This window comes from Faecalibacterium sp. IP-3-29, assembly GCF_023347335.1.
Classification (GTDB): domain Bacteria; phylum Bacillota; class Clostridia; order Oscillospirales; family Ruminococcaceae; genus Faecalibacterium; species Faecalibacterium duncaniae.
In genome coordinates this window covers 66,491-91,712 of sequence record NZ_CP094471.1, presented here as the reverse complement: position 1 = coordinate 91,712, position 25,222 = coordinate 66,491, and the positions used below count along the sequence as shown (strand labels likewise).

Annotated in this window: 24 protein-coding genes; 4 read left to right on the top strand and 20 right to left on the bottom strand. The window is 56.7% G+C overall.

Annotated features, from left to right (window positions below; translation table 11 throughout):
- Nucleotides 1-32: 32 nt before the first annotated feature.
- The 9 genes from MTP40_RS00415 to MTP40_RS00375 form a co-directional block, all read right to left on the bottom strand.
- Nucleotides 33-881 carry a GNAT family N-acetyltransferase gene (locus tag MTP40_RS00415; RefSeq protein ID WP_249259637.1) on the bottom strand — a complete coding sequence of 283 codons (849 nt, stop codon included), beginning with the start codon at nt 879-881 and terminating at the stop codon, nt 33-35.
- Between the two features lies 1 nt (nt 882).
- A complete protein-coding gene (locus MTP40_RS00410) occupies nt 883-1,710 on the bottom strand; it encodes an MYG1 family protein (protein ID WP_005928891.1) in 828 nt (275 codons plus the stop codon).
- 160 nt (nt 1,711-1,870) lie between these two features.
- Nucleotides 1,871-3,304 carry a glycoside hydrolase family 1 protein gene (locus tag MTP40_RS00405; RefSeq protein WP_117505629.1) on the bottom strand — a complete coding sequence of 478 codons (1,434 nt, stop codon included), beginning with the start codon at nt 3,302-3,304 and terminating at the stop codon, nt 1,871-1,873.
- Nucleotides 3,305-3,338: 34 nt separating this feature from the next.
- Nucleotides 3,339-4,940 carry a PTS transporter subunit EIIC gene (locus tag MTP40_RS00400; protein ID WP_249259636.1) on the bottom strand — a complete coding sequence of 534 codons (1,602 nt, stop codon included), beginning with the start codon at nt 4,938-4,940 and terminating at the stop codon, nt 3,339-3,341.
- Between the two features lie 97 nt (nt 4,941-5,037).
- The gene (locus MTP40_RS00395; RefSeq protein ID WP_249259635.1) at nt 5,038-5,868 is read right to left on the bottom strand and encodes a PRD domain-containing protein; all 831 of its coding nucleotides are present in this window, start codon (nt 5,866-5,868) and stop codon (nt 5,038-5,040) included.
- 286 nt (nt 5,869-6,154) lie between these two features.
- Nucleotides 6,155-7,504 carry an ATP-grasp domain-containing protein gene (locus MTP40_RS00390; protein ID WP_249259634.1) on the bottom strand — a complete coding sequence of 450 codons (1,350 nt, stop codon included), beginning with the start codon at nt 7,502-7,504 and terminating at the stop codon, nt 6,155-6,157.
- A gap of 18 nt (nt 7,505-7,522) precedes the next feature.
- Nucleotides 7,523-8,275 (bottom strand): esterase family protein, encoded by a 753-nt coding sequence (locus tag MTP40_RS00385; RefSeq protein ID WP_097773053.1) that lies wholly within the window; start codon nt 8,273-8,275, stop codon nt 7,523-7,525.
- Nucleotides 8,276-8,362: 87 nt separating this feature from the next.
- Nucleotides 8,363-9,130, bottom strand: coding sequence for an alpha/beta hydrolase (locus MTP40_RS00380; RefSeq protein WP_249259633.1), 768 nt, complete (start codon nt 9,128-9,130; stop codon nt 8,363-8,365).
- Between the two features lie 278 nt (nt 9,131-9,408).
- Nucleotides 9,409-10,488, bottom strand: coding sequence for a branched-chain amino acid aminotransferase (locus MTP40_RS00375; protein WP_005928914.1), 1,080 nt, complete (start codon nt 10,486-10,488; stop codon nt 9,409-9,411).
- A 500-nt stretch (nt 10,489-10,988) separates the two neighbouring features.
- Here MTP40_RS00375 and MTP40_RS00370 point away from each other — a divergent pair, with 500 nt between their 5' ends.
- Both MTP40_RS00370 and MTP40_RS00365 read left to right on the top strand, forming a co-directional pair.
- Complete coding sequence (locus MTP40_RS00370) at nt 10,989-11,642, top strand: HAD family hydrolase (RefSeq protein ID WP_154277599.1); 654 nt, start codon at nt 10,989-10,991, stop codon at nt 11,640-11,642.
- A gap of 92 nt (nt 11,643-11,734) precedes the next feature.
- Nucleotides 11,735-12,130, top strand: coding sequence for a NifB/NifX family molybdenum-iron cluster-binding protein (locus MTP40_RS00365; RefSeq protein WP_249259632.1), 396 nt, complete (start codon nt 11,735-11,737; stop codon nt 12,128-12,130).
- A 126-nt stretch (nt 12,131-12,256) separates the two neighbouring features.
- On the opposite strand, the gene MTP40_RS00360 is transcribed toward MTP40_RS00365, so the two are convergent.
- Nucleotides 12,257-13,201: a LysR family transcriptional regulator gene (locus tag MTP40_RS00360; protein ID WP_156059165.1), complete on the bottom strand. Its 945-nt coding sequence runs from the start codon at nt 13,199-13,201 to the stop codon at nt 12,257-12,259.
- 722 nt (nt 13,202-13,923) lie between these two features.
- On the opposite strand from MTP40_RS00360, the gene MTP40_RS00355 reads away from it, so the two are divergent.
- Nucleotides 13,924-14,172, top strand: coding sequence for a DUF6061 family protein (locus MTP40_RS00355; RefSeq protein ID WP_249259631.1), 249 nt, complete (start codon nt 13,924-13,926; stop codon nt 14,170-14,172).
- Between the two features lie 45 nt (nt 14,173-14,217).
- On the opposite strand, the gene MTP40_RS00350 is transcribed toward MTP40_RS00355, so the two are convergent.
- The 10 genes from MTP40_RS00350 to MTP40_RS00305 form a co-directional block, all read right to left on the bottom strand.
- Nucleotides 14,218-15,045, bottom strand: a complete 828-nt coding sequence (locus MTP40_RS00350; protein WP_249259630.1) for a sugar phosphate isomerase/epimerase family protein — start codon at nt 15,043-15,045, stop codon at nt 14,218-14,220.
- A gap of 2 nt (nt 15,046-15,047) precedes the next feature.
- The gene (locus MTP40_RS00345; RefSeq protein WP_156074183.1) at nt 15,048-15,851 is read right to left on the bottom strand and encodes a PfkB family carbohydrate kinase; all 804 of its coding nucleotides are present in this window, start codon (nt 15,849-15,851) and stop codon (nt 15,048-15,050) included.
- A gap of 12 nt (nt 15,852-15,863) precedes the next feature.
- Complete coding sequence (locus MTP40_RS00340; RefSeq protein ID WP_249259629.1) at nt 15,864-16,295, bottom strand: secondary thiamine-phosphate synthase enzyme YjbQ; 432 nt, start codon at nt 16,293-16,295, stop codon at nt 15,864-15,866.
- A complete protein-coding gene (locus tag MTP40_RS00335; RefSeq protein WP_156074186.1) occupies nt 16,292-17,152 on the bottom strand; it encodes an amidohydrolase family protein in 861 nt (286 codons plus the stop codon). The genes MTP40_RS00340 and MTP40_RS00335 overlap by 4 nt, the downstream gene beginning before the upstream one ends.
- Before the next feature lie 15 nt (nt 17,153-17,167).
- Nucleotides 17,168-18,712, bottom strand: a complete 1,545-nt coding sequence (locus MTP40_RS00330) for an FGGY-family carbohydrate kinase (RefSeq protein WP_249259628.1) — start codon at nt 18,710-18,712, stop codon at nt 17,168-17,170.
- A gap of 14 nt (nt 18,713-18,726) precedes the next feature.
- Nucleotides 18,727-19,536, bottom strand: a complete 810-nt coding sequence (locus MTP40_RS00325) for a BtpA/SgcQ family protein (RefSeq protein ID WP_055188973.1) — start codon at nt 19,534-19,536, stop codon at nt 18,727-18,729.
- A 29-nt stretch (nt 19,537-19,565) separates the two neighbouring features.
- Nucleotides 19,566-20,381 (bottom strand): sugar phosphate isomerase/epimerase family protein, encoded by an 816-nt coding sequence (locus tag MTP40_RS00320; protein WP_097839497.1) that lies wholly within the window; start codon nt 20,379-20,381, stop codon nt 19,566-19,568.
- Between the two features lie 66 nt (nt 20,382-20,447).
- Nucleotides 20,448-21,257 carry a sugar phosphate isomerase/epimerase family protein gene (locus MTP40_RS00315; protein ID WP_097839498.1) on the bottom strand — a complete coding sequence of 270 codons (810 nt, stop codon included), beginning with the start codon at nt 21,255-21,257 and terminating at the stop codon, nt 20,448-20,450.
- Nucleotides 21,258-21,349: 92 nt separating this feature from the next.
- Nucleotides 21,350-22,840: an anaerobic C4-dicarboxylate transporter family protein gene (locus MTP40_RS00310; RefSeq protein WP_249259627.1), complete on the bottom strand. Its 1,491-nt coding sequence runs from the start codon at nt 22,838-22,840 to the stop codon at nt 21,350-21,352.
- 284 nt (nt 22,841-23,124) lie between these two features.
- Complete coding sequence (locus MTP40_RS00305; protein WP_249259626.1) at nt 23,125-23,838, bottom strand: GntR family transcriptional regulator; 714 nt, start codon at nt 23,836-23,838, stop codon at nt 23,125-23,127.
- Between the two features lie 365 nt (nt 23,839-24,203).
- Here MTP40_RS00305 and MTP40_RS00300 point away from each other — a divergent pair, with 365 nt between their 5' ends.
- A complete protein-coding gene (locus tag MTP40_RS00300) occupies nt 24,204-25,214 on the top strand; it encodes an SIS domain-containing protein (protein ID WP_087369004.1) in 1,011 nt (336 codons plus the stop codon).
- The last annotated feature ends 8 nt before the right edge of the window (nt 25,215-25,222 follow it).

Here is a 25,222-nt window from a genome sequence, read left to right as displayed (position 1 = left end):
ACTGCAAAAAAGCGCCCCGAAGGACGCTTTCTTTATGCCTGATATCTTCCCAGGATCTCCTCCACCTGTTCCTGTGTCAGCGGGTGGGTGGGCTCCGGCTTTTCATTGCCCCTGCGCAGGGGCAGCCACCAGGTGGACAGGCCCAGCCAGCCGAACTTATAGGCAGTGTGGGGCTCACGGCCCACACAGGTGAAGCCCAGGCGGGCATGGATACGCTCACTGGCGGGGTTGGGGTCTGCCACAAGGGCGTAGACATTCCAGTAACCCATCCCGTCCAGAATATCCAGCAGGGCGCGGTAGAGGGTATCCCCCACACCAAAGCCCCGGGCATCGGGGGCACAGTAGATGGTGCTCTCCACAGCCCAGTCGTAGGCCTCACGGGGGTGGTAGCGGTGGGCACAGGCGTAGCCCAGCAGCTTACCTTCCCCATCCCGGGCCAGCAGCAGAGGGATCAGCGTACGGGTGCTGTCCACCCAGTCCTCATACTCCGGCAGGGAAGAGGGCGTTACCTGAAAGGTGGCGGTATGGTGCAGGACATACCAGTTGTAGATGTCCAGGATCTCCGCCGCATCGGCCCGGGTGGCCAGCGAGAGCCGGGGCAGGTTCTTCTCAGCCCATTCGGCGCACAGGGTTTCCTTCTGCGCCTTGGTCAGCTTTTTCAGGGCTGCTTCCCGGCGCAGGGCGGCAGATTTGTCTGTGCACCGTTCCAGATACGCGAACCGCTGTGCCCCCAGCGCACGGGTGCACTTGGCTCCCTTCCCGCTCTTGTGGGCGTGCAGGCGGCTGGCCGGGTCATTTGTCCAGCCCGTGTAGAGCTGGCCGCCTGCGCAGCGCACCATATAGACATAGGCCCGCTCCGTCTTCTCCGCTTCCCCGCTCATATCACAGTCTCCCGTTGTTTTTCAGCACCTGACGGCAGGCGGCCAGCGCCGTTTCCTTATCCTTTGCGGTGATGAGGAACCGGCTGGCGTGGCAGAAGCTGATGCCCTCGATGCCGCTCTTCTGCTCAATGACCTCCTGCGGCTGGCCCGCCCAGCTCTGGGGGAAGGGCAGCTTCGGCTTTTTGGTCTTGTGGTCGGTCACGCACTGGGCGCTCCACCCGCCGCGCTGGCTGGGGTAGATGACGAAGAGGGCATCGGTCTTGTACAGGCCATTCTTCCAGGGCAGGTAGCAGGGCAGGATCACGATGCCGTCCCGGGAATTCTTATAGGCCTGCTGCACTTTCTCGTCGGCGCGGTTCACGGCGTTCGCGCTCTCGATCTGGTTTTCCAGGATCTGCTTTGCCACAGCCACCGCCTTGAAGAAGCAGGTGTCCTGATCCTCCTTGGAGTCCCACACCGGGTTGAAAAAGCCGATGGCATCGCACAGGCTGTTCTGCTCGCCGGTGTTATCGTTCAGATCAAGGGGCTGGATAAAGTTTTCATCGATGAGCCGGGCCTGACGCTCCCCCACCAGCCCCGGGCCCAGCACCCGCCACAGCAGGCCGAAGGCCGCATAGGGGATGCCGTTGGCACGGTACTCGCGGGGCTCCTGATGGTGATCGAACATGCCAAAGCCGATATCATACACGATGCCGTCGAAATCGTCCGGTACCACAAAGCCGCGGGTGATCCTGATGTCCGGCCGGATGATCTGCAGCAGCGCCGTTGCAAACACGTCGTCCGCATGGAACTTGCCGGCGTGGGTAAATCCATTTGCAGGAATTTTCATAACAGCAATACCTCGTTCTCTTTCTTTGGGAACAGTATATCACATTCTGAAGCAGGGGACAAATTTTTGTGCACAACAAAGACCCGCCGGGCAGCATACGCCACACAGCGGGTCTGAAAGGAGGAAGTGCCGTTTCAGGGCACCTTATGAGAAGCGTGTGTTACAGGACGATGGGTTTCTCCGGGTCGATCTCCAGGTTTTCGCCGTTGGATTCGATCACGCGGCGGTACCACTCGTAGCTCTTTTTCTTGTAACGTTCCAGCGTACCGGAGCCGTCGCTGTTCAGGTCCACATAGATCATACCGTAGCGCTTTTTGATCTCCGCCGTGGAGCAGGAGATCAGGTCAATGCAGCCCCAGCTGGTATAGCCCATCACGTCCACGCCGTCGTGCAGCGCTTCGCTGACCTGCACCAGGTGGTCGTTCATGTAGCGGATGCGGTAATCATCCTCCACCGTAAAGCTACCGTGGCCGTCCGGCACCAGGGTGTCGTTGGCACCCAGGCCGTTTTCGGCAATGAACAGGGGCTTGTGGTAGCGGCTGTACAGCCGGTTCAGGGTGTAACGCAGGCCCTTGGGGTCGATCTGCCAGCCCCACTCGCTGACCTTGGAATACGGATTGCGCTTGAGGGTGGGGACCATGTTGCTACCGGTGGGCTCGCCCAGCGAGTGGTCGGCGGCGGCGCAGTTGCTGGAATAGTAGCTAAACGAAACAAAGTCCACAGTGTGGGTCAAGGCTTCGCGGTCCTCATCGCTGATCTCCAGTTGCACGCCCTTTTCCTCAAACACGCGCTTGGCGTAGTAGGGATAGGCACCCAGGGCCTGCACGTCCGAGAACAGGTACACCTCGTTGTCCAGCTCCATCACCTCGATGATGTCATCGGGGTTCGGGGTGAGCGGGTAGATGGTAACGGCCAGGATCATGCTGCCCACCTTGTACTCCGGGTCGATGCTGTGGGCCAGCTGCACAGCCTTGGCGCTGGCCACCAGCTCGTAGTGGATGGCCTGATACAGCTGCTGGTTGCTCAACTGGGCCTTGGGGGTCAGGATGGCACCGCTGACAAAGGGCTGGTGCAAAATGGAGTTGATCTCGTTGAACGTGATCCAGTACTTCACCTTGCCCTTGTACCGCTCAAACAGGACCTGGCAGTATTTCAGGTACAGGTCGATCATGATGCGGTTGCTCCAGCCGTTGTACTTGCGGGCCAGGGCCAGGGGCGTTTCGTAGTGGGAAATGGTGATGAGCGGCTCGATGCCGTACTTGTGGCACTCGTCAATGACATCATCGTAGAACTTCAGGCCCGCCTCGTTGGGCTGTGCTTCCTCGCCGGTGGGGAAAATGCGGCTCCACGCAATGGAAAAGCGGTAGACCTTGAACCCCATGCCCGCAAAGAGCTTGATGTCCTCTTTGTAGCGGTGGTAGTAATCAATGCCTTTCAGCTTGAGGTTGTCGGGGGTCGGCTCCTCGGTGATGACCTTGAAGCCCTTGGGCAGCACATCCTGGATGGACAGGCCCTTGCCATCTTCCAGATAGGCACCCTCGCACTGATTTGCGGCCGTTGCGCCGCCCCAGAGGAAATTTCTCGGGAAATACATACAGGTTCCTCCCTAATGTTGCAGCGTCCGGGGATCAGTTCTTTTTCTCGTCACGGAACAGGACGAACGAGACGATAAAGGCCACCACAAAGGCAATGGCTGCACCGGCGCAGGCATAGTAGAAGTTGGTCATGGGGGTATCCAGGCCAATGTAGCTGGGCAGGGTCAGCAGACCGGGAGAGCCGCCGGAGTAGTTCTTGGTGTTCATCAGGCCCATAAAGAAGCCGCTCACGCCGCCGCCAGCCATGGCTGCGATCATGTTGGTGCGGATCTTCATGGTAACGCCGAACAGGACCGGCTCGGTGATGCCGCAGACGGCGGTGATACCGGTGGCGGAGGTCAGCTGCTTGAGTTCGGGGTCCTTGGTCTTGATGGAAACGGCCAGAGCAGCAGCGCCCTGTGCCACGTTGGAGGCCAGCTGGCCCGGATAGATGATGGTGTCAAAGCCGATGGTCATACGGTTGTTGATGCCAATGGGGGTCAGGGCGTGGTGGGTACCTGTCATGACCAGGAACGGCAGGAACACGCCGACGATGGTGGGCACCAGCCAGGGTGCCAGGGTGCTCAGGCCATTGATCACAGCGGCCAGGGCGTTGGAGACCACATAGCCCACCGGGCCCAGCACACACAGGGTGGCAATGCCGCAGATGAACATGGTCAGCAGCGGAGCGGTAAAGAAGCGGATGGCTTTGGGGGAGATGCGGGTAGCCCAGGGTTCCACCTTGGACATCAGCAGCACGCCCAGGATGATGGGGATCACGGACGAAGAATAGGAGGCGTTATAGATGGGCAGCATGAAGATGGTGATGGCCTCGCCGCTTTCCTTGGAGGCAGCCACCAGGTTCACAAAGTTGGGGTGGATCAGGATGCCACCCAGCATCATGGCCAGGTAGGGGTTGCAGCCCAGCTTTTTCGCCGCCGAGTTAGCCAGCAGGATAGGCAGGAAATAGAACGTGGCATCGCCCATGAAGTTGATGACCTGGTAGGTGCTGGACGTATTGCTGACCAGCTTGAACGCCACCAGGATGGCCAGCACGGCCTTGATCATGCCTGCTGCGGTCAGCGGGGGCAGGATAGGGGTAAAGATGCCGGTCAGGGTGTCGATGACACGGTCGTACCACTTGCCCTTGGGGGCGGGGGCTGCGGCGGCAGGGGCGGTGCCCAGCATCCCGCTGAGCTTCTCGTACACCTGCGTGACCTCGGCACCAATAATCACCTGATACTGGCCGTTTGCCTGGGCAACGCCCACAACACCGGCCAGGCCCTTGATGGCATCGGTATCGGCTTTTGATTCATCTTTCAGGTTAAAGCGCAGACGGGTGGCACAATGGGTGGCGTTGCTCACATTCTCGGCACCGCCCACCAGGCTGAGGATCTGTTTTGCCAATGCGCCGTAATCTTCTTTTTTTGCCATTTGCAATTCCTCCATGATGGTTTGATCCGGGGTGATCCGGAGCCTGCTGCGCAGAAGCTCTGCGTCAGCCACACCGGGCAGCCCGCGGATCGCGTTGAGGTCGATCACACTGCGGTCCTTTACGGTAACGGACAGACAACCGCTGCGGAAATCACACAGGCCTATGTTTTCTTTTCCGCCGGCCGGAGCAGCCAGCTGCTCCAGGAACTGTTTACGATCCATGGCAGAGGACCTCCCTCTCGGTCAATATCTTCTGAACCGCCCAACGCGCGCCATTGGGTGGATTCATGCAAAAAGGTGGGCAGGGAAGCGGGCCGGTTCAGGCCTCGTTCTTCTCCTGCAGGCGGGTGATGTGCAGCATGAGGTACACGATCTCCTCATCGTTGCACTGCCAGTTCCAGGCGGCCCGGAAATAGTCCGCGATAGCGCGGGCACATTGATACGCCTGCGGATAGTCCCGCCGCATCTGGGCTAGCATCCCGCTGATCCGCTCCTCCACCTGCCTGCCGGAGGCAAGCCGCTGGATGAGGTAGCGCAGATGCATGGAAAACCGGGAATACGAAAAGCTCTCTTTGTTGAGCGTAATAGCAAGCTGTTTCTCCACGATGCCGTCCACGTCCGAAAGGGCCTTGAGCGTCATCATCATGGAGTGCATATCGCCCGCTTCCGCCTCGGCGTTGATGAGGTGGAGGGCAATGTTCACCACCTCGCTGTCTGGCAGCTTCAGCCCGGCTTCCCGCGCCAGCAGCTCCCGTGCCTGTTTGGCCAGCTCTGTCTCCTTGGGGTACAGGTGGCGCACATCGTAAGCCAGCGGGGTCGAGATCTCGATGCCCTTGCGCAGCCGCTCCGCCGCAAAGTTCAGGTGGTCGGCCAGGGTAAAGGGCAGGTTTGGGTTCAGCGCACAGTCCAGCTCGATCTCAGCCCGCTCCGTGATCTCGGCGCAGGCCAGCACCAGCGGGCGGGGCAGATCGGCCGCCATGCCAAAATATTTGGGGTTCACGTCGTAAAACGTTCGCTCGATGCGGGAAAGATCCGTCAGCTCGTAAGGCATTTTGGGGAACCCGACCCCCCGGCCCAGCACCACCAGCTCCTTGCCGTTTCCGTCCAGTGCCAGGGCGGCATTGTTGTTGATCTGTCGGATGATTTTCATACCGTTCTACTCCCTGCATCGAATTTTCGGACAAAAAGAAAAACCCCGAATGCAGCAGCTCACACTACTCCCCTTGTTTTAGAAAGGGAATTCGATGCAAGTAGCGCCTCCGAGGAGTAACGTCTTGTTTTTACGAATTTATAATACCAAAGGTTCTTTGCTGTGTCTATTCGCACGATACCCAAAAAAGCGTATTGTTTTTTGTGCACCGTGAAAAAAGTGTAGCAAAAAGCCGCCGGGCAGAGAAATGTCCGGCAGCTCCTGGTTCAAGCTAAATTCTATGCACTTACTTTTTCCGGCTGCGCGTCTTGGTCACAGCCGTGGTGGGCTTCACGGCGGGGGAGAGGTTCGGCTTTTCGGTGAGGGCGGTGGTGGTGGGCTCGCCCAGTGCCAGCACCTCGGCCAGCTCCTTCTGCACCTTGGCGTTGACAGGGTCGTTCACAGCCAACACATCGGAGTAGAACTGCTCCATCTCCTCGCGGGTGAAGAAGGTTGCAACGTACATCTGGTTGCCCATGGCACCGGACAGAGCCTCGGGGATGCGGTCCACCATCCGCATATTCTTTTGGTACTTCTGCATGATCTGCTCATGGCTGTACACAAAGTTCTTGCCATCGCGGCGGCCCGCAAAGGGGCAGTAGTAGTGCTCACCCACCGGCATATCCGTGCCGCCGAAGGCGATCATATCCGCCCAGATCTTGTACACGTTGGTGGAGCGGGCAAAGTTGATCATATCCGGGGTAAAGCCGCCGCAGGGGCGCATATTGACCTCCAGCGCCACGAGCTGGCCCTTTTTGCCCATGCCGACCTGATCCTCGGTCATGCGGAAGAACTCAAAGTGGACGAACCGGCTCTTCACGCCAAAGCTCCTGACGGCGGCACGTCCGGCGGCGCGGGTATCCTCGGGCAGGTCCTTGATGATATAGTAGATGGAGTTATCGTTGTCGTTGACGATGTCCATGATGGACACCGGGCTGACGTTGCCCGCCTCAAAGATGGGGTTGCCGCTGCCGTCGATGATAGCATCGTAGCTGTTGACCTCGGCGTGGACGAACTCCTCCATGATGTAGGAGAGGTCGGGGTGATAGGTGCTCTTGTAGAGCAGGAAGCGCTTCAGCTCCTCATCGCTGGACAGCTTATGGGTATCGGAGGCACCCACACCGTTGTCCGGCTTGACCACCACTGGATAGCCCACCTCGTCGATGAACTTCCTGCAGCCTTCCAGGTCGTCCACCATGTGGTAACGGGCGGTGGCGATGCCGGCCTTCTGGTAATACTCCTTCATCTTGCTCTTGTACTTGATGCGGGGCATATCCTCGGTCTGGAAGCCGGACTTGATGTTGAAGTCCGTGCGCAGGGCCGCATCCCGCTCCAGCCAGTACTCGTTGTTGGATTCCAGCCAGTCGATGCGGCCATACTTGAAGGCGAAGAACGCCACCGCACGGTAGACCTCGTCATAATTCTCCAGACTGCCGACCTTGTAGTATTCGTTCAGGCTGTCTTTCAGCTCCGGCTTCAGCTCATCATAGGGCTGGTCACCGATGCCCAGCACGTTCATGCCGTCGTTTTTCAGCTCCCGGCAGAACTGCCAGTAGTTGGTGGGGAAATTGGGGGAGATAAAGATAAAATTCTGCATAGCTTGATGATTCCTCTTTTATCCTAGAATATAAGGCATATAATACACGACCTGCTGATACCACCAATCCCAGTCATGCTTGACATCATAGCCCCACAGGTCCACCCAGACAGGGATGCCTTTCTGCTCAAAGATCTGCTTGAGCTGCCGGGTGGTATCGGGCTGCTCCCAAGCGCCCTGACCGCAGCAGATGACCGCCTTCCTGCTGCGGTAGAGGTCCATATAGGGGTGGTCGGTGGGGAAGTTGGCCATATAGTCCACGGGGGAGTTCTGGTAGACCACCTCGTCCATGTAATCGCCAAAGCCGTATTTTGCGGTGTAGATGCCGCTGAGGGCCAGACAACCATCAAAAAGATAGGGGAACCGCAGGTAGAGGTTGACGGCATGGGTCGCGCCCAGGCTGCAGCCAAAGGCGATCACGCCGGGGAGGCTGTCCCAGCCGTTGCGCTCCTTGGCGATATACTGGATCTTGGGCACGACTTCCTCCACGATGTAGCGGATCCACTGCTCATAGCGGCGGATCCGCCAGTAGGGGTCGCCGTTGGTGTCGGACCAGGTCTCCTGATCGATGGTGTCGATGGAGATGACCATGATCTGCCCGGATTCGATCCACGGTGCCAGCGTACCGGCCATGTGGAAGTCCTCAAAGTCGAAGAAACGGCCATCCTGACAGGGGATAAAGAGCATGGGGCGGCCTGCGTGGCCGTAGACCTTGCATTCCATCTCCCGGCCCAGTGCGGGGCTGTAATCCTTGAAGTATTGTGTTTCCATGTAGTTCCCTCCTCTATAAAAACCTCTCAGGCGCTCCGCGCCTCTCCTACCAGGAGAGGTGGCATCCCGAAGGGATGACGGAGAGGTTCAGTCCAACTCGTACATCAAAGTATGGAACACGAACGGCAGCTGCTTTTCCCAGCTGGCTTCGCTGTGGGTGCCGCCGGGCACCAGGCGGCTGGTCAGGTGGATGCCCCGGACCATGATCTTGCTGCACATCTCGGCAAATTCCCTGCGCATCCCCTCGTGGCTGCCCATCTCCTGGGAGCCGTAGTCCATGTAGAGCACCGTGCCGGGCTCCAGCTTTGCGCGGCCCACCAGACCGCTGAGCTTTTCAGGAGACACCCAGATCGACGGCGACAGGGCTGCCGCGCGGCTGAAGGTATCGTTATACTGCAGCAGAGCATACAGGCTCATCAGGCCGCCCATGGAGCTGCCGCCAATAAACGTGTACTCCCGGTCCGGCAGGGTGCGGAAATTGTGGTCAATGAAGGGCTTGAACCGGTGGATGAACCAGCTCATGGTCGCCTGCCCCTTGCCGTCAAAGTGGCCATAGGTCGGGTCATCGAAGCGGTAGGGCGAATACTCCACAAGGCGCTCGTTGTTGGGGCCTGCATTGCACTCCACTGCCGCCACGATGAGCGGGGTATCGGTGTAGTCCAGATAATCCGCCACGCCCCAGCTCTTGCCGTAGGTGGCATCCGCATCAAAGAACACATTCTGGCCGTCGAACATATACAGCACCGGATACCGGCGCTCCGGGTCGGCTTCGTACATGGTGGGCAGGTAGACATACACCCGGCGCTGCTCCACGCCGTTCACCGCAGGATAGCTGACGCTCCATTTTTTGACCATATTCCAGTTCCCTCTCGTTTCTGTTTTTCTGCACATAGTCTAGCACTGTGCAGGCGGAAAAGCAATCGGGGAACAAAACCTCTCCGTCAATGCTTCGCATTGCCACCTCTCCTAGCAGGAGAGGCAAGAAAACGGTATCGTAAACTTGGCTCCCCTGACTAGGGGAGCTGCCGCCGTAGGCGGCTGAGAGGTTCTATGATACGGCAAACGCCGCCCGGCGGCATTCCCCACCCGGCGGCGTTTGCAAAAATTCTGAACAGAGAGAAGCGCGGGAAGGATCAATACTTCTTCTCAACCGGAACGATCCAGCCCTTGGTATCGGGGATCTTGCCCCACTGCATCCCGGTCATGGTGTCGTACAGCTTCTGGGTCACAGGGCCGATCTTGCCATCGCCAATGTAGGCGTGCTCGCCCTTCCAGACCAGCTCCTTGACAGGGGAGACGACTGCGGCGGTACCAGTGCCGAAGACCTCTTCCAGCTTGCCCTCGCGGGCGGCCTGCATAATGTCCGCAATGGCCAGCTTGCCCTCGATGACATCATAGCCCCAATCCTTCAGCAGCTCGATGCAGCTGCGGCGGGTAACGCCGGGCAGAACGGTGCCGACGGTTGCAGCGGTGTAGACCTTGCCGTCGATCTTGAACATGATGTTCATGCTGCCGACTTCCTCAACGTACTTCTTCTCCACACCGTCCAGCCACAGCACCTGTGCGTAGCCTTGCTCCTCGGCCAGCTCACCGGCCTTGATGGAAGCAGCGTAGTTGCCGCCGCACTTGGTGAAGCCGGTCAGGCCGGGAGCGGCACGGATGTATTCATCCTCAACGTAGATGCGGACGGGGTTGATGCCCTCGGCGTAGTAAGCGCCGGAGGGAGCACAGATGATGCAGAAGATATAGTGCTTGGAAGCGTGCACGCCCAGACCCACATCGTTTGCAAAAATGAAGGGACGGATGTACAGGGAAGCACCATCGGTATGGGGCACCCAGTCGCGCTCCACATCCACCAGAGCCTCAACAGCCTGCACAAAATCCTCCTCCGGGATCTTGGGGATGCACAGACGGTCGGCAGAATCCTGGAAACGCTTTGCGTTGCAATCAGGGCGGAACAGCTGAATGGTGTCATCCGCGGTGCGGTAAGCCTTCATGCCCTCAAAGATCTCCTGCGCATAGTGGAACACCACCGTGGCCGGGTCCAGCGGGAAGGGTGCATAGGGGACGATGCGGGCATCGTGCCAGCCCTCGCCCTCGGTATAATCCATCACAAACATGTGGTCGGTAAATTTCTTACCGAAGCCCAGCTTGGTCTCGTCCTGGGGCTTCTCCTTGGGAGAAGTGGTACGAGTGATCTTGATATCCAACATGATATATTTCCCTCTTTTCTGATCTCACACAGCAGATTTTGCGCGGCACGCGCCCGCACCTGAAATGCCGAATGTTGTTTTCTATTATAGTAGCATGAGCCGGATTTGCAAGGAAACGCAAAATCTTTCATGTTTGGGGGCTGTAAGTTGTCGCAAATTGTGATATTATTGCTGTAAGCAGGGCTTCTCCCACAGCGGCCCCTGCTGTTAAACCTCTCCGTCAAAACCTATCGGTTTTGCCACCTCCCCTAGTAGGGGAGGCCTTGGCAGTCCGGGCAGGTTTCCAGTTTTGCCAAAGGCTCCCCTATTAGGAGCAACAGCAACAACCGCCGCCAGTGGCGGATAAAGGGCGTTGCTGTTGGGGCCGCGGCCAGCAAGACATAAGTGTTGTTTACAACACGAAGTGGATGCTGGGAGCCGCAACCCGGGCCTGCCGAGCGATAGCGATGGCTAAGAGGTTAGACAAAGTATTATCTCATCAAGAAGGGAACCAATCCATTATGATCAACGGCGTGATTTTTGATATGGACGGCCTGATGTTCGACACCGAGCGGATGTGGGCTACTTTCTGGAAACCGGCGCTGGCGGCGCTGGGTCTGGAGTATAAGGAGGGCCTTGCCGAGGCTGAACGCGGCACAGCAGGCGAAACTTCCCGTAACATCGTACGGCAGTTCTACGGAGAGGACTGCGATGCCAACGCCATCATCGACAGCCTGCACCGGGTGGCCGATGAGGAGTTCCAGAAACCGGTGCCCAAAAAGCCGGGGCTGGACGAGCTGCTGGCCTGGCTGGATGCCAACCACATCCCCATGGCAGTGGCCTCCTCCAGCCGGGTCCATGTCATCGAGGGCAACCTGAACAACTGGGGGCTGACCCACTACTTCAAGGCGCTGGTATCCGGCCAGCAGGTCAAACACTCCAAGCCCGACCCGGAGATCTTCCTGCTGGCGGCGGAAAAGCTGGGCACCGACCCCGCCCACACGCTGGTGCTGGAGGACAGCTACAACGGTGTCCGCGCCGGTGCCGCCGGGGGCTTTGTCACCGTCATGGTGCCCGATCTGCTCCCCGCCGACGATGAAATGCGCGGCCTGTATACCATGGAATGCACCAGCCTGAACGAGGTGCTGGCCAAGCTGAAAACGGGAGAACTGTAATTGAGGGAAAGCTCCGCAAAATCGCCCCGTGTTCCGGGGTTTTATTGTCTCCCGGATTATGTTATAATAAAAGAAAAAAGGAGACATCCCCCATGAAGATCGCAATCCCTTATGAAAGCGGTATGGTATTCCAGCACTTCGGCCACACGGCAGAGTTCAAGTTCTACGAGGTCGAAAACGGACAGGTGACGGCCAGCGAGGTCGTCTCCACCAACGGGCAGGGCCACGGCGCACTGGTGGGCTTTCTGGCCCAGCACAATGCCAATGTGGTGTTCTGCGGCGGCATCGGCCCCGGGGCACAGAACGCCCTTGCACAGGCAGGCATCCGGCTGTTCGGCGGGATCAGCGGCCCGGCAGACGCGGCAGTAGCAGATTATCTGGCCGGAAAGCTCCGCTTTGACCCCAACGCCCATTGCGACCACCACGACCACGGCGAGGGCCACCATTGCGGTGAGCATCATTGCGGCGGGCACTCCTGCGGCCAGTAACCCATAACATCACAAAACCCCGGAGCGATGCATCACAGCAAACGCTCCGGGGTCATTTTATGCCTTAGAAAAGCCGGCAGAAGCCGGGGCAGCGCCGCGAACACTCGGCCTCATCTTGACAGCATTTTATTGGGACACAAAAGAGATGCTCTCAGTCTGCTTCGATTCGGCCGGGCGGGGCGGATCTGCCTTGGTCAGCATCTGCTGGAATTTCCGCGCCGCCGTGTTCAGCGGGCGGTGGCGGTCGTAAACAAGGCAGATCGAACGGGTCGGGATGATCTCCTGCAGGTGGAGCTGCACCAGCTCGCCACGCTCCAGGCCATCCCTCGCCATGGGTTCCGGCACAAAGGCAAGGCCCAGCTCGCTTTTGACCAGCGTGAGCATCTGGTCGGTGGTGGCGGCTTCCGTATCCGGCTTGAGGACCGCGCCGTGATCCAGGAAGAACTGCCGGTACAGGCTGCGGGTCACGCTCTCGTCGCTGAGGGAGATGAGGGGATAGCTCCGCAGCTCTTTCAGGGTCAGGCTCTGACTTGCCAGCGCGGTGAAGGTTCTGCCGCCCACCAGCACCTCGTAAAACGGCTTCAGCTCCACCATTTTCAGCCCCGACTCGATCTCCGCCGGGGTGCTCACAATGGCAAAGTCCACCTCGCCGTTCTTCACGGCCTGCACCGCCTGCGGGGTGGAGTGGTTCGAGATGCGCAGCCGGATGCCGGGATATTCGGTATGGAAATCCCGCAGCTTTTTGGAAAGATAAATGTTGAGCGCCGTCTCGGTGGCGCTGATGCTGATGGTTCCGTGTTCCAGCGTGGCACTGGCGCTCAGCTCCTCCTCGGCATCCTGGATCTGCACCGCCGCCGAAGCAATGCGGGAGTAGAGCATCTCACCTTCCGGTGTCAGGGTCACACCCCGATTGGAGCGGATGAACAGCACGCAGTTCAGCTGGCTTTCCAGCCGGTTCATCGAGTGGGTGATATTGGGCTGATTGTTGCCCAGCACCCGCGCGGCCTTGGTAAAGTTCTGATACTTCGCCACATAATAGAAGATCTTGTAATACTCCCAATCCACATACATGATATGCCTGCCTCCTCCATGTAAAAATCGCATTGCTGCCTTGTGCAGAATACTTTTTGCACATTCTATTCCTGCCCGTATCATAACAACTGCAATTGTAAATTGCAAGAGGAAATTGAAAAATAGTACACCTATCAGGACGAGCACGGCAAGAGCTGCGACAAATGGGAGAGCTTTCCCACCAACGAGGAGGCGGTAAAACGTCAGAGGCAGATCGAACATGCCGACCCGGAAATGAAGGCAAAGCTGCGCCTGGCACTGCTCACCTGATGCAAAAAAGGGCACTGATTGCAATGCAATACAGCGCCCTACATAATCGGACATGGATAACACCGACCGTGCAAAAACCGTGCAGCCATGGTTTACAAAACAAAAAAGCCATGAAATCTTTCGATTTCACGGCATTTTCTGGTGCGATGGAAGGGACTCGAACCCCCGGCCTACTGATTCGTAGCGCACGCCGGCACATATCTCAATTTATGGAAGTTGCGTTATATCGCCATTTTAATTCGATGCACTGCAATTTTTAACAGTGTGATTTTTGCATCTGTTGTCGGATTTTGCAACGAAAATCCACCTGTGCATCCTGTGTGACCGTGCAAAATCCGTGCAGAAACCGTGCACTTACTCTGGAACAAATGAAATCGACCTATCCAACAACGACTTGACGGCATTGATTTGAGTGACCGCTCATCAAAAATCAAGTCTTGGAGGATACGATTATGAACAAACTGCTTTCCTGCCGCTACAACATGGACACCAACCGTGTAGAAGCCCGGTTCGCTGACGGTTCTGCCGTTGCCATTGACTGCATCGCCATTGAGGACGAGTACGGCAACACCCTAGCACAGCGGGCAGAACTGGACTGGCTGTTGTACAATAAGCCCTTGGAGTATGCACAGATAGTGCTGAAAGGGGAGATGGGGCACTATCTGTCGCTGGGGTGTGACCACGGCAGGCTGGAGGATTGAGCCTTAGAAAACGCGCGGCAAAAATGCTAATCGCGCAGCGCGCGTTTATATCCTTTCCTTGTACCAGTCCATCGCCTGCTTCATCGCAGCTTCGGGGGCAAAGACATAGCGGCGGTCCAGCACTTCCAGACCCAGCGCACCGGTATAATGGATTGCCTTGAGCTTTTCCAGTGCCCCGTCCAGATCCAGAACACCATCGCCGGGCACCAGATGCCCGCCGGGGTTACCGTCAACAAAATGGACGTGTCCCAGATTCTCCGGGCCGATCACATCAAGGAAGGTGGAGAAGGTATCCACCGCCGTCGTGGCGATGACATCTGTATCCGCCAAGCCCATAAGGCGCGGGTTGTTGACCGTGCGCAGCAGACGGCGCAGCTGGCTTGCTTCATTGCAGATGTGGGTGGTGTACTTGGTAAAAGGCTCTACCGCCAGCGTCACGCCCTCCTGCTCTGCCTTGCGGGCAATGCGTCCCATTGCCTCTGCACACCAGCCAAACGCGTCCTCTGCATCCACATCCAGATAAGCAAAGCCGGTAGATACCACCATGTGGTCGCAGTCCAGCTGCACGGCCGCTTCGATGTGCTGGTTGAAAAAGTCCACGGTGCGGTCCCGATAGACCTTATCCGGATGAGAAACACTGATGGCATACACGCACTGCTCCGGCGTAAAGCAGCGCAGAGCAAGATGATGTGCCTTGATCTTGCGGTTCAGCTCAGCCAGACGGGCAGCGTCGAAATCCTCCAGATGGAGGTGGGGGCCGGATGCCCACAGTTCGATAGACTGATAGCCCAGCCGCTCGGCAGATTCCAGAAAATAATCCAACGTATAGCGCTTGTAATGATAATTTGCTGCACACAACTGTGAAAGTTCCATCGTTATTGCTCCTTTTCCTGTAAATAAGGCTCAAACTGCTGCACGATCCGGGTCGCGAGGGCCTTGCCCCGTGCCATGCACTGCGGGATGCTCTCCCCAAGGCTCACGCCATAGGTGAATGCCGCAATATAAGAATCGCCTGCTCCCACCGTATTTACCACCGGCACGTTTTCCGCCGCCTGATGATAGAATCTCTGTCCATCGTAGGCAAGGCTTCCATGCTCGCCCAGCATGGCGATCACACAGCCTGCGCCCTTCGCTTTCGTGCGGCGCATAAATTCCCGGATATAGTCATCATCCTTGTCGTAGGAGAAAAAGGCGTAATCCAGATAGGGGAGAAGCGCGTCGTTGGAGGGCTGCTCCAGTCGTTTCGAAAAGTCGTAGACCCAGATCTGCCCCGGCTGGCGCAGCGCAGCGATATAGCGCTCTGCCTTTGCCCAGCGCTCTGCATACACGATGTCAAAGCCCTTGACAAATTCCATATCCTCCGCGGAAAGCTCGATCTCCTCCATGGCGTTGCCGTGAAATTCCAGATGCTTTTTGTCCCCGTCTACGAGGTCCATCTTTGCCATACCGGTGGGGCGGTCGATCCTTTTGAGCACCCGCAGCGGAATATCGCGCTGCTTCAGCCGCTCCACCAGCGCATCCGCAAAGACATCGTTGCCCAGCACGGTCATTTCGGTCACATCGCCGCCCTGCGCCTTGTAGTTGAGGGCGAAGTCGATGCTGTTGCCTGTCAGATAGTACCGGTCCATCCGGTAGTAGACATCAATGCAGTTGTCTGCCATTGCGATTGCTTTTTTCATTCCGCAGCCCCCTTACTCGCCCATGACGTAGATCATATATTTGCGGTTTTTGATGCCATCGTACTCGCAGAAATAAATATCAGCTGCGCTGCCCAGCTTGATCTTGCCCTCTGCGATCGGAAAAACGCAGTGGTTCCCCGTGAGCAAGCTCTTGAGATGGCCGGGTGCATTGCCGCCGATGGTGCCGTAGGTGGGCAGATAGTGGTTATGATGGTAAGGATAGTCTTCCGGCGCGATCCGGTTCAGCGTCTCCATAATATCCTTTTCCACGCAGGGCAGGCTCTCGTTCACCATGATGCCGGTGGTCGTGTGCTCCGTGATGACATAGACGACGCCGTTCTTTACTCCGGTCTGTGCCACAAATTCACGCACCGGGTCGGTGATGCGGATCAGCTCAAACTCCTTCTCTGCGCAGATGCTTACTTCCTTCAGCTCAAATCTCATTTGTTCTGGCCCTCCCATCCAAAAAAGCGCATTGCATTTTTCCAGTAGATCTTTTCCCTCGTCTCGGGCAGCATCTCCACGCTGTCCATTCCCCGCTTGCTGCGCACCGGGCGAATACGGGGCGAGTCCGAACCGAACATGACCTTATCGGCCAGATTATGATCCAGCCAGTATTCGCCCATGTCCTGCTTGAACACTTTGGGAAACAGCTGGTAGGGACCATCAAAGTTCATCAGTGCAGTGTTTGCGTAGAGATTGGGATACTTGAGCAGCAGAGCCGCCGTCTCCTGCACCCACGGCCAGCCGAAATGAGCAAGGCAGAGGTTGATCTCCGGCCAGCGCAGCGCCACCTCCTCGAATTCCATCGGGCGGGCATACTTTGCCAGCGCGTTATTTTCCAGACAGAAGCCGGCGTGGAAGATGATCGGCTTGTGGTATTTGCGGCACAGATCATACAGCGGCACAAGGCGCTCGTCCATGGGGTACATTTTGAGCCGTGCGGTGTTCACTGCAAGTCCGGCCAGCCCAAGCTCAGCAAAGGCACGTTCCAGCTCCTGCACAGCATCGGGGCGGCGGGGGTCCACCGCTGCCATACCGATATAGAACTGTGCATCCAGCGCCACCAGCTTTGCGATCTCATCGTTGGAGATCTCCACCATCCCCGACTCCACAGAGCAGTCCTCCGGCAGTAGCACCACCCGTCCGATGTCTGCAAGCGCATACTGCTTGCGCAGCAGCGCCATGTCGGAGGGCTTCATCAGATGATAATTCATGGCATCACAGCGACGGCGAAAGCGCTCCTGATCCTCACAGATCGGTGCAAACAGTGCCGGATGGATATGAGTATCAATGACCATAGGATAGTCTCCTCCTTATTTTTGCATTCTGTGCATCCTGTCCCGATTTTCCAGATAGAGATCCCGGAAAATCGGGTAATGCTCCTGATAAAATTCATGATTTTTCCGGTCCGGCTGCAAGATCCTGCCCTGCGGTAAAGCGGCGCGCAGGGCGGCAAAACTTTCCAGCGCACCGACGCCCAATGCCGCCAGCATGGCGTCTCCGTAGCTGGAGCACTGGAACGGCTCCGGAATGGTCAGCGGCATTCCCGCCATGTCGCAGATGATCTGCATCCATGCAGCGTTTTTCGTGCCGCCGCCCGCTGTGATGATCCGCCGGGGCGGCACCCCCAGTTCCTCAAACAGCAGCAGGTGCTGATAGGTGGAATAGCCTACGGCTTCCAGCGCAGCGCGGTTGATCTGCGCCCGTCCATGCGTTCCTTTCAGCCCGAAGAGCATTCCGGTGGCCTCTGCGTCCTGCAGGGGGCTTCGCTCACCGTAGATATACGGCAGCATGATCAGTCCGTCGCTGCCCGGCGGCACAGCAGCCGCCTCCCGCGCCATGACTGCGTAGGCGTTTTCGCCGCCCTGCTTTTCGGCGTCCAGCTCTTTGCTGTACAGCAGGTCACGCACCCAGCGGGTCAATGTGCCCGCCGCATTGGTGCCGTCGCCCAGACAATAGGTGCCCGGCACGGTAAAGGCCTTCCCACCCTTGAGGGCGCCGTTGCCCTGCGGCGAAACATAGCTGCCCACGAAGTGGTCCGTACAATAGTAATAGAACATCGAGGAGCCATACTGAAAAAAGGCCGTGCCCGGCTCCACCAGACCCACGCTGATGGCCTCTGCCGTGGAGTCACCGGTACCGGTAATGACCGGCGTTCCCGCGGCAAGGCCTGTCTGTGCCGCAGCCTCCGGTGTGACCGTGCCCACGATGTCTGTGGACCATGCACACGCCGCGATCTGGTCCGGGCGGCAGTACAGCCCGCACTCTGCCTCGTTCACACCGCCGTCCGCTTGGTACAGCGGTCGGAACGAGCCTTTGGCAAGGGACTGATCGATGACATATTTCCCGGTCAGGCGCGCCGTCAAAAAGGAGCTGCCCGTGAGGAAATAGGCCGTCTTTGCGTAGATCTCCGGCTCATGCCGCCGCAGCCAGAGGATCTTTGTGGCTGTGTCGCCGGAGCAGATGGGATGGCCGAACAGCTCCTGCACCCGCGCCTGTCCGTAATGCTCTGTCAGCCACGCCGCTTCCTCTGATGCGCGGGCGTCGATGCCGTAGAGGATGGCCGGGCGCAGCGGGCGGCACTGTTCGTCCACCGGCAGGCAGTCGGTGCCCAATGCACTGGTGCCCACGCAGGCGATCTGCTCCGGCCGGATTCCGCTCTGTTTTATCAGGGTCCGGCACAATTTGCACAAATCGCCCCACCAGACCGCCTCGGCCTCCTGCTCGAACCACCCGGGCTGCGGGTTGTTCATCCCATGGGGCAGCGAGGCATCCGCCGCCACTCGGAAGCTTTCGTCGATCAGGATGCCGCGGGACTCGAAGGTACCGATGTCGATGCCCAGAAAATAGCGTTTCATCCTGCTCTCCTTTCTCACAGTCGGGCGCGGATGTCGTACACGATCTCCATAAAGCTGCGCACTCGCTCTTCGTCCACACGCCCGTTGAACACGCCGTCCTTCTTGAACGCAGTGCCCATGCAGACGGCATCGCAGTATTTCAGCTTCTCTCTCACATTCTCGTGGCGGCAGCCGGTATTGCAGAACACCGGCACATTGCGGGGCTTTGCCACCTCGTAGACCTTGTTCAGGATGGAATCATCCGGCTCGCTGCCGGCAGAAGCGCCGGACACGCACAAGCCGTCTGCAAAGCCACCGAACATGATAGACTTTGCCACCACCTGAATATCCCGCTGCACCAGATAGCTGTCTGCCTCGGGGTTCACCTTGAACAGCAGCTTCATATCCGGGATCTCCAGCGCCTTGCGGTGGCGGACTGCCTCACCGCTGTTGGAGGTATAAAGGCCATATTCTCCCATGTATGCACCTGAGAAGCAGCTCCGGGCAAATCTTGCGCCGGTGGCAGCAGCAAGGTCGATGGTCGCGATCGGATTCTTGACCACATTGACGCCATAAGGCACCCGGATCAGCGGGCGCAGAGCACCGATGATATAGGCCATCGCTGAGATCACCGCCACATCCGCCACCGGCTGGTAGGGCAGGCTGAATTCATTCGCAAACAGAATTCCGTCCACGCCGCCGTTCTGTAGCGCCACGAGATCCTGCCGGGCGTGTTCCAGCACGGTGTCCATGCTGCCGCAGTAGCCGGGGTCGCCGGGCAGGGCATCCAGATGCAAAAGCGCAATGATTGGTTTTTCAACACCAAACATTTCCTGAGTCCACATGGTATTGCTCTCCTTTATATCCTTCCGTTTTAATCCAGTTCGTGCGTGTTGGCGCGCATCCACGCCACGGTGTCGTCAATGGCCTTGTCCGGGTCGATGTAATAGCGGCGGTCGCAAATTTCGAAGGAGCAGGTTCCCTCATAGCCGTGCGCCTTGATCTGGTCGTAATACTCTTTCATGGGGAAGTCCGCATCTCCCGGTACGGTATGGCCCCGGTCATTGAAATGAATGTGTTGCAGCTTATCACCCAAGTTGGCAAAGTAGTCATCGATGGTCTCTCCTGCGTAGGTCATCTGATCCATATCCACCATACCAACAACAGCGGGCGAATCGATCTCAGCAATCATCTTTGCCAGATCCTTGCTGGTAATGAGGACGTTAGTAGTGGTTACCTTCAACTCCTCCAGCAACAGAGTAACCCCCTTGCGCTCGGCGTAGGCAGCCAGAGTCCCCACACTCTCCCGGCAGAATTTCCAGGCTTCCTCGCGCGGCATATCAAAGTATCCAAACCCGGTGCTGATTTGAATCGCGGGGCATTCCAAAAACTGGGCGGTATCAATCGCACGCTGGTAGTAGCGGATGCTGGACTCCCGGGTCAGGGTATCCTGAGTGCAGAAATTCACTGGATAAACGCAGTTTTCCGGGGTCATGGCCATAACTGAAAGGTGATGACGGCGAATACTCTTATCCAGCTCTAAAAGACGGCTGACCGGATAGTCGAACATGTTCAACTGAGGCGCACTGCAATAGAGATCGATACTGTCAAAGGGAGACCGCTCGACCTTATCCAGAAACTTCTCAATGGGATAGCGTACATAGTGATAACTCATGGGCGCGAGTTTCATAAAAGACCATTCCTTTCTCTTCCATACAGGCAGCCCGATTTCTACGGGCTTCTGCCCCGAATAGGTTCAGGCTTTCAAAACATTCCGGATATAGTCGATATACGCATCGGTAGCCTTGTCCGGATCCAGATAATAGTCTCGGCTACACATCTCGCAGGAACACCAGCCCTGATAGCCCCTGCGGACAAGGGTGTCGTAATACTCCTTCATGGGCAGCCCGCCGGTTCCGGGGATCGTATGGTTCAGGTCACTGAAATGGACAAAGCCATACTTATCGCCCAGATTGTCAAAGTAATCGTTGATGTGCTCCCCGGCCTGAGACATCTGGTCGGTGTCGGAAAGACCCAGCAGATTGTCCGCGCCCACATCATCGATAAACTGTTTAAGCTCCTTGCTGGTAACCACCAGATTGGTGGTGGTTATCTTACAGGTCTCCATAAAGATGGTGACGCCTTTCTTTTTGGCGTACTCCGCCAGAAGCTGCACCGCCTCAACCTGACGTTTCCATGCCTCATCCTTGTCAGCATCATAATATCCCGTTCCCGGGCAAATCTGGATATGAGGACATTCCAAAAACTGAGCCGTGTCAATCAGGCGCTGATAGTATCGCTGAGTCGATTCCCATGTCAGGAGATCCGATGTGGCCAGATTAACCGGATAGACGCAATTTTCGGCTGTCAGAACATAGGGGGTCAGGTGCCGATCCCGAATGTCGCGGTTCAACTGAATCAGCGCACCCAAAGAATAATCAAATGGGTTAAGCTGGGGGCCGGTGCAATAGATATCGATTCCATCCAAGCCGACCCGTTCCATCTTGTCAAGATACTTTCGTATAGGATATCGGAGATAGTGATAGCTCATCAGGGTAAATTTCATGGATACTTTCTCCCTAAAATCACTGCGTATGGATTGGGCGGTGGATCTGCACAAGGGCAGCCCACCGCCCAAATCCCGACGCGGCATAAAAATTACAGGATTACACTTGCCAACAGGAACGCTACTGCGGCATCCACGACGGCCATAACCAGAGAGGGTAACAGATAGCTGGTGTTGAATACGAATTTGCCGATTTTGGTCGTTCCCGCCGTATCAAAAGCGATGGCGGCCAGACTCTCGGAGGCAGCGGGAATCAGGAAGTGTGATCCGATGGTGACCCAGCCAGCCAGCAACACGGGAGTGCTGATGCCGAGTGCCAAGCCCAGCGGAATCACGATTGCGGTGGTGGAACCCTGCGAAGTAGTGATATTACCCACCAAATAGCAGGCAATAATGAATACCCAAGGGTACTTATTGGTGAACTGCGAGACCGTCTCGGTCAGGAAGGTGGACTGCGCGCCGATGAAGATATTGACCATCCAGCACAGGCCAAGACAGATGACGGCCGCAAACACACCGGACTTAAAAACGGGCATCTCAAGAATAGCATCGGCCTTTTTGTCCATCACAAGACAAATTACCGCAGCGGCGCAGAGCATGAAGATTTGGATGATGTCGGTCATGCCCATAGTGCTGCCGTCAGCCAAAACAGGACGCAGGGATTTGACCACACCCAGAAGAACGACGGCTACCATCGCAACCAAGAAGGCGATGACAGAAATCTTGGACTGCTTGCTGAAAGAAGAGGTGTCGACCACTTTTTCTTCCTTGTGCCCACGCAGTACAAGGGTGCCATCGGCAACACGCCGCTGGAACTCGGGGTCATCTGCAAGTTCCTTGCCTCGCTTCATCATAATAAGGCCGGAAGCCAGAGAGCCAAGAAGGGTAGCAGGAATGACAACCATCAGGACGGTAATCATATCTACGCTGCCCGACTCCTCCAAAAATCCTACCAGCGCGGCGGTAGCGGCGGCAAGCGGAGTGCCGCAGACCGCATTTTGGCTGGAAACCACAGAAGCGGCAATCGGCCGCTCGGGACGGACGCCGTTCTCGATGGCAATTTCGTTGATGATGGGCAGCAGGCTCCACAGAATGTGGCCGGTTCCGCAGCAGAAAACAAACAGCCAGCTGATCATGGGCGCCAGAATGGTGATTGATCTAGGATGTTTTCTCAAGATCTTCTCCGCAAGAGCCACCAGGTACTCAATACCACCCGCAGCCTGCATCGCGCCACCCGCAATAACCACGGCCAGAATAATTCGCAAAACCGTGAGCGGGGGATCCGACATGGGTGACTTAAAGATAAATGTAAAGACAAACGCGCCGACCGCACCGGCAAGCGTAAGGAAAACTCCTCCCTTGCGAACGCCCCAGAAGATGAGAAGGAGCATGATGACAAGCTCAATCCAGAACATGATTTTTTCTCCTTTTTCTTTGATTTTTCCCAGCGACCGCATACCCAGCAAGTTCATGACGCTTTCTTTGCCTGCCGCCCCGGGCCCGTTTCCGTCAGTTTTCATCAGAAAGATGCGCACATTCTCTGTTACAAGCAATCCATCCCGATTTGTCTTTGTATTAGGCATCGAAATGTTATGCTTTGTATTATGATGCAATAATATAATGCAAGCATCTCCTTGTCAACAGCATTCAAGCATTTTCGTCAAAACCTCCTATCAACGTGCTCTTGTTTTGTGAATCACCACCAAATTATTGTATCCTTCTGCCCTCATTTGCTCCCGTTTTGTCTCTTACTTCTATAATACAAAAAGAGAGCGCCCCTGAAATTCTGCTTCAGGGACGCTCTCTTTTTATTTTTTTTTTTTTTTTTACACAGGTACGTCTTTTTGTTGTACCCATCTTTGACAGCTCAGACCATGAGCTTAAACTTATCCGCGATGCAGAGCTGACGGCTCAGATAGCAGTGTTCCCCGCTCTGATCGTGCACCACGCTCTTGATGGACAGCAGCGGGTAGCCCTTTACCACACCCAGATACTTTGCCTCCTGATGGTTCGCAAACACGATCTCAAGGACTTTATCTGAGCGTGTGAATACGATGCCTGTTTCCTTTCGGATCGTCTCATACAGAGAGGTATTGGTCAGATCTGCATTGAACAGAAAGAAAAAGCTCTCCGGAAATTTGCTGGTCTCCAACAGCATCGGTCTGCCGTCCGCAAGGCGCAGACGCTCCACAACCAGCGTCTGTTCGTCCTTTTTCAGCCCAAGCTGCCCCCGTTCTTCCTCCGTGGGCTGTTCCAGTGTGATCTTGATCGTCTTTGCGCCGGGCTGGTATCCCATCATATAACACATATTGGTGTAGCTCAGCACGCCATCCAGCTTTCGCTGGATCTTCTTTTCCGCAACAAATGTGCCCTTGCCGGGCTTGCGCACCAGAAATTCTCCCTGAGACAGCTCATCCAGTGCTTTACGCACCGTGACGCGGCTGACCGAATAGCGCTCGCAGAGTTCATTTTCCGTTGGCAGGCGGCTGCCCGGGGGATACTCGCCCGCATCAATAGCCGCACGCAGTGTTGCGGCGAGCTGTTGAAACAGCGGTGTTGAAATTGTATTATCCAAACTCATGGTATATTCTCCCGTTCTTATTTTTATCACGAAATACGGTTTATTTTCAATTTACTTTTTTGCGTGCCCCGCAAATATGTTACAATACAAACTTATTATATATAAGTTTTATCCGTGCGTAAAGAGGAAAAACAAATTTTTTCTCCCTTGCGTCTGTGCAGGGCCGTTTTCCAGCACCCCCTTATTTATATAGGAAGTCCGCCACATTTCGTTCCTTGTCAAAAATGCACAATTTTTTTTTTTTACCCTATTTTCGGTATTGACATTTGTATTGCTTTGTATTATCATCATGTCAAGGAAAGTTCCTCCGGAAACCACCGGAAGGAATCGAGACAGTTTAATATGAAATGCAGGAGGGTAATACAATGCATTACAAGTACACTGACATCAAGGCCATCGTCGCTGAAATTCTGGAGAACAAGAAGGACGAGGGCGGCGTCAAGAACATCTATTTCGTGGGCTGCGGCGGCTCTCTGGGTGCTCTGTACCCTGCAAAGACCTTTATGGAGCGCGAGAGCCTGACGCTGAAGTCCGGCTGGGTGAGCAGCAACGAGTTCGTCCACAGCACGCCCCGCGATTTCGGCAAGAACTCCATCATCTGCCTTGCCTGCCACAAGGGCAACACCCCCGAGACCATTGCCGCTGCAAAGCTGGGCAAGGAGATGGGCGCTGCTGTCATCATCCTGACTTGGCTGGAAGAGTCTGAGATCATCGAGTTCGGCGATTACATCATCCATTACTCCTTCGACGCCAGCCCGGATCACCTCGCCGGTGACATCGACTACGCCGGTGAAAAGACCATGTGCGCCCTGCAGGTCGCCGTGGAGCTGCTGAATCAGACCGAGGGCTACAGCAACTACGATAAGTTCCAGCAGGGTGCCGGCATGATCACCACCGTGATCCGCAAGGCCCGCGCTCATGTGGCCCAGCGTGCTCTGGACTTTGCCGAGGAGTACAAGAACGACTCCGTCATCTACACCATGGGCAGCGGCGCAGGCTACGGTGCCGCTTACATGGAGAGCATCTGCATCTTCATGGAGATGCAGTGGATCCACTCCGGCACCATCCACACCGGTGAGTTCTTCCATGGTCCCTTCGAAGTCACCGACGCCAACACCCCCTTCGTCATTCAGGTGTCCGAGGGTTCTACCCGTGAGCTGGACGAGCGCTGCCTCAAGTTCCTGCACACCTATGCAAAGCGCATCGAGGTGCTGGACGCCAAGGAGCTGGGCCTGTCGGTCATCGATCCCGCTGTCGTGGACTACTTCAACCACTCCCTGTTCAACAATGTCTATCCCATCTACAACCACGCCCTCGCTGAGACCCGCCAGCATCCGCTGACCACCCGCCGCTATATGTGGAAGGTCGCATACTGATACAGACG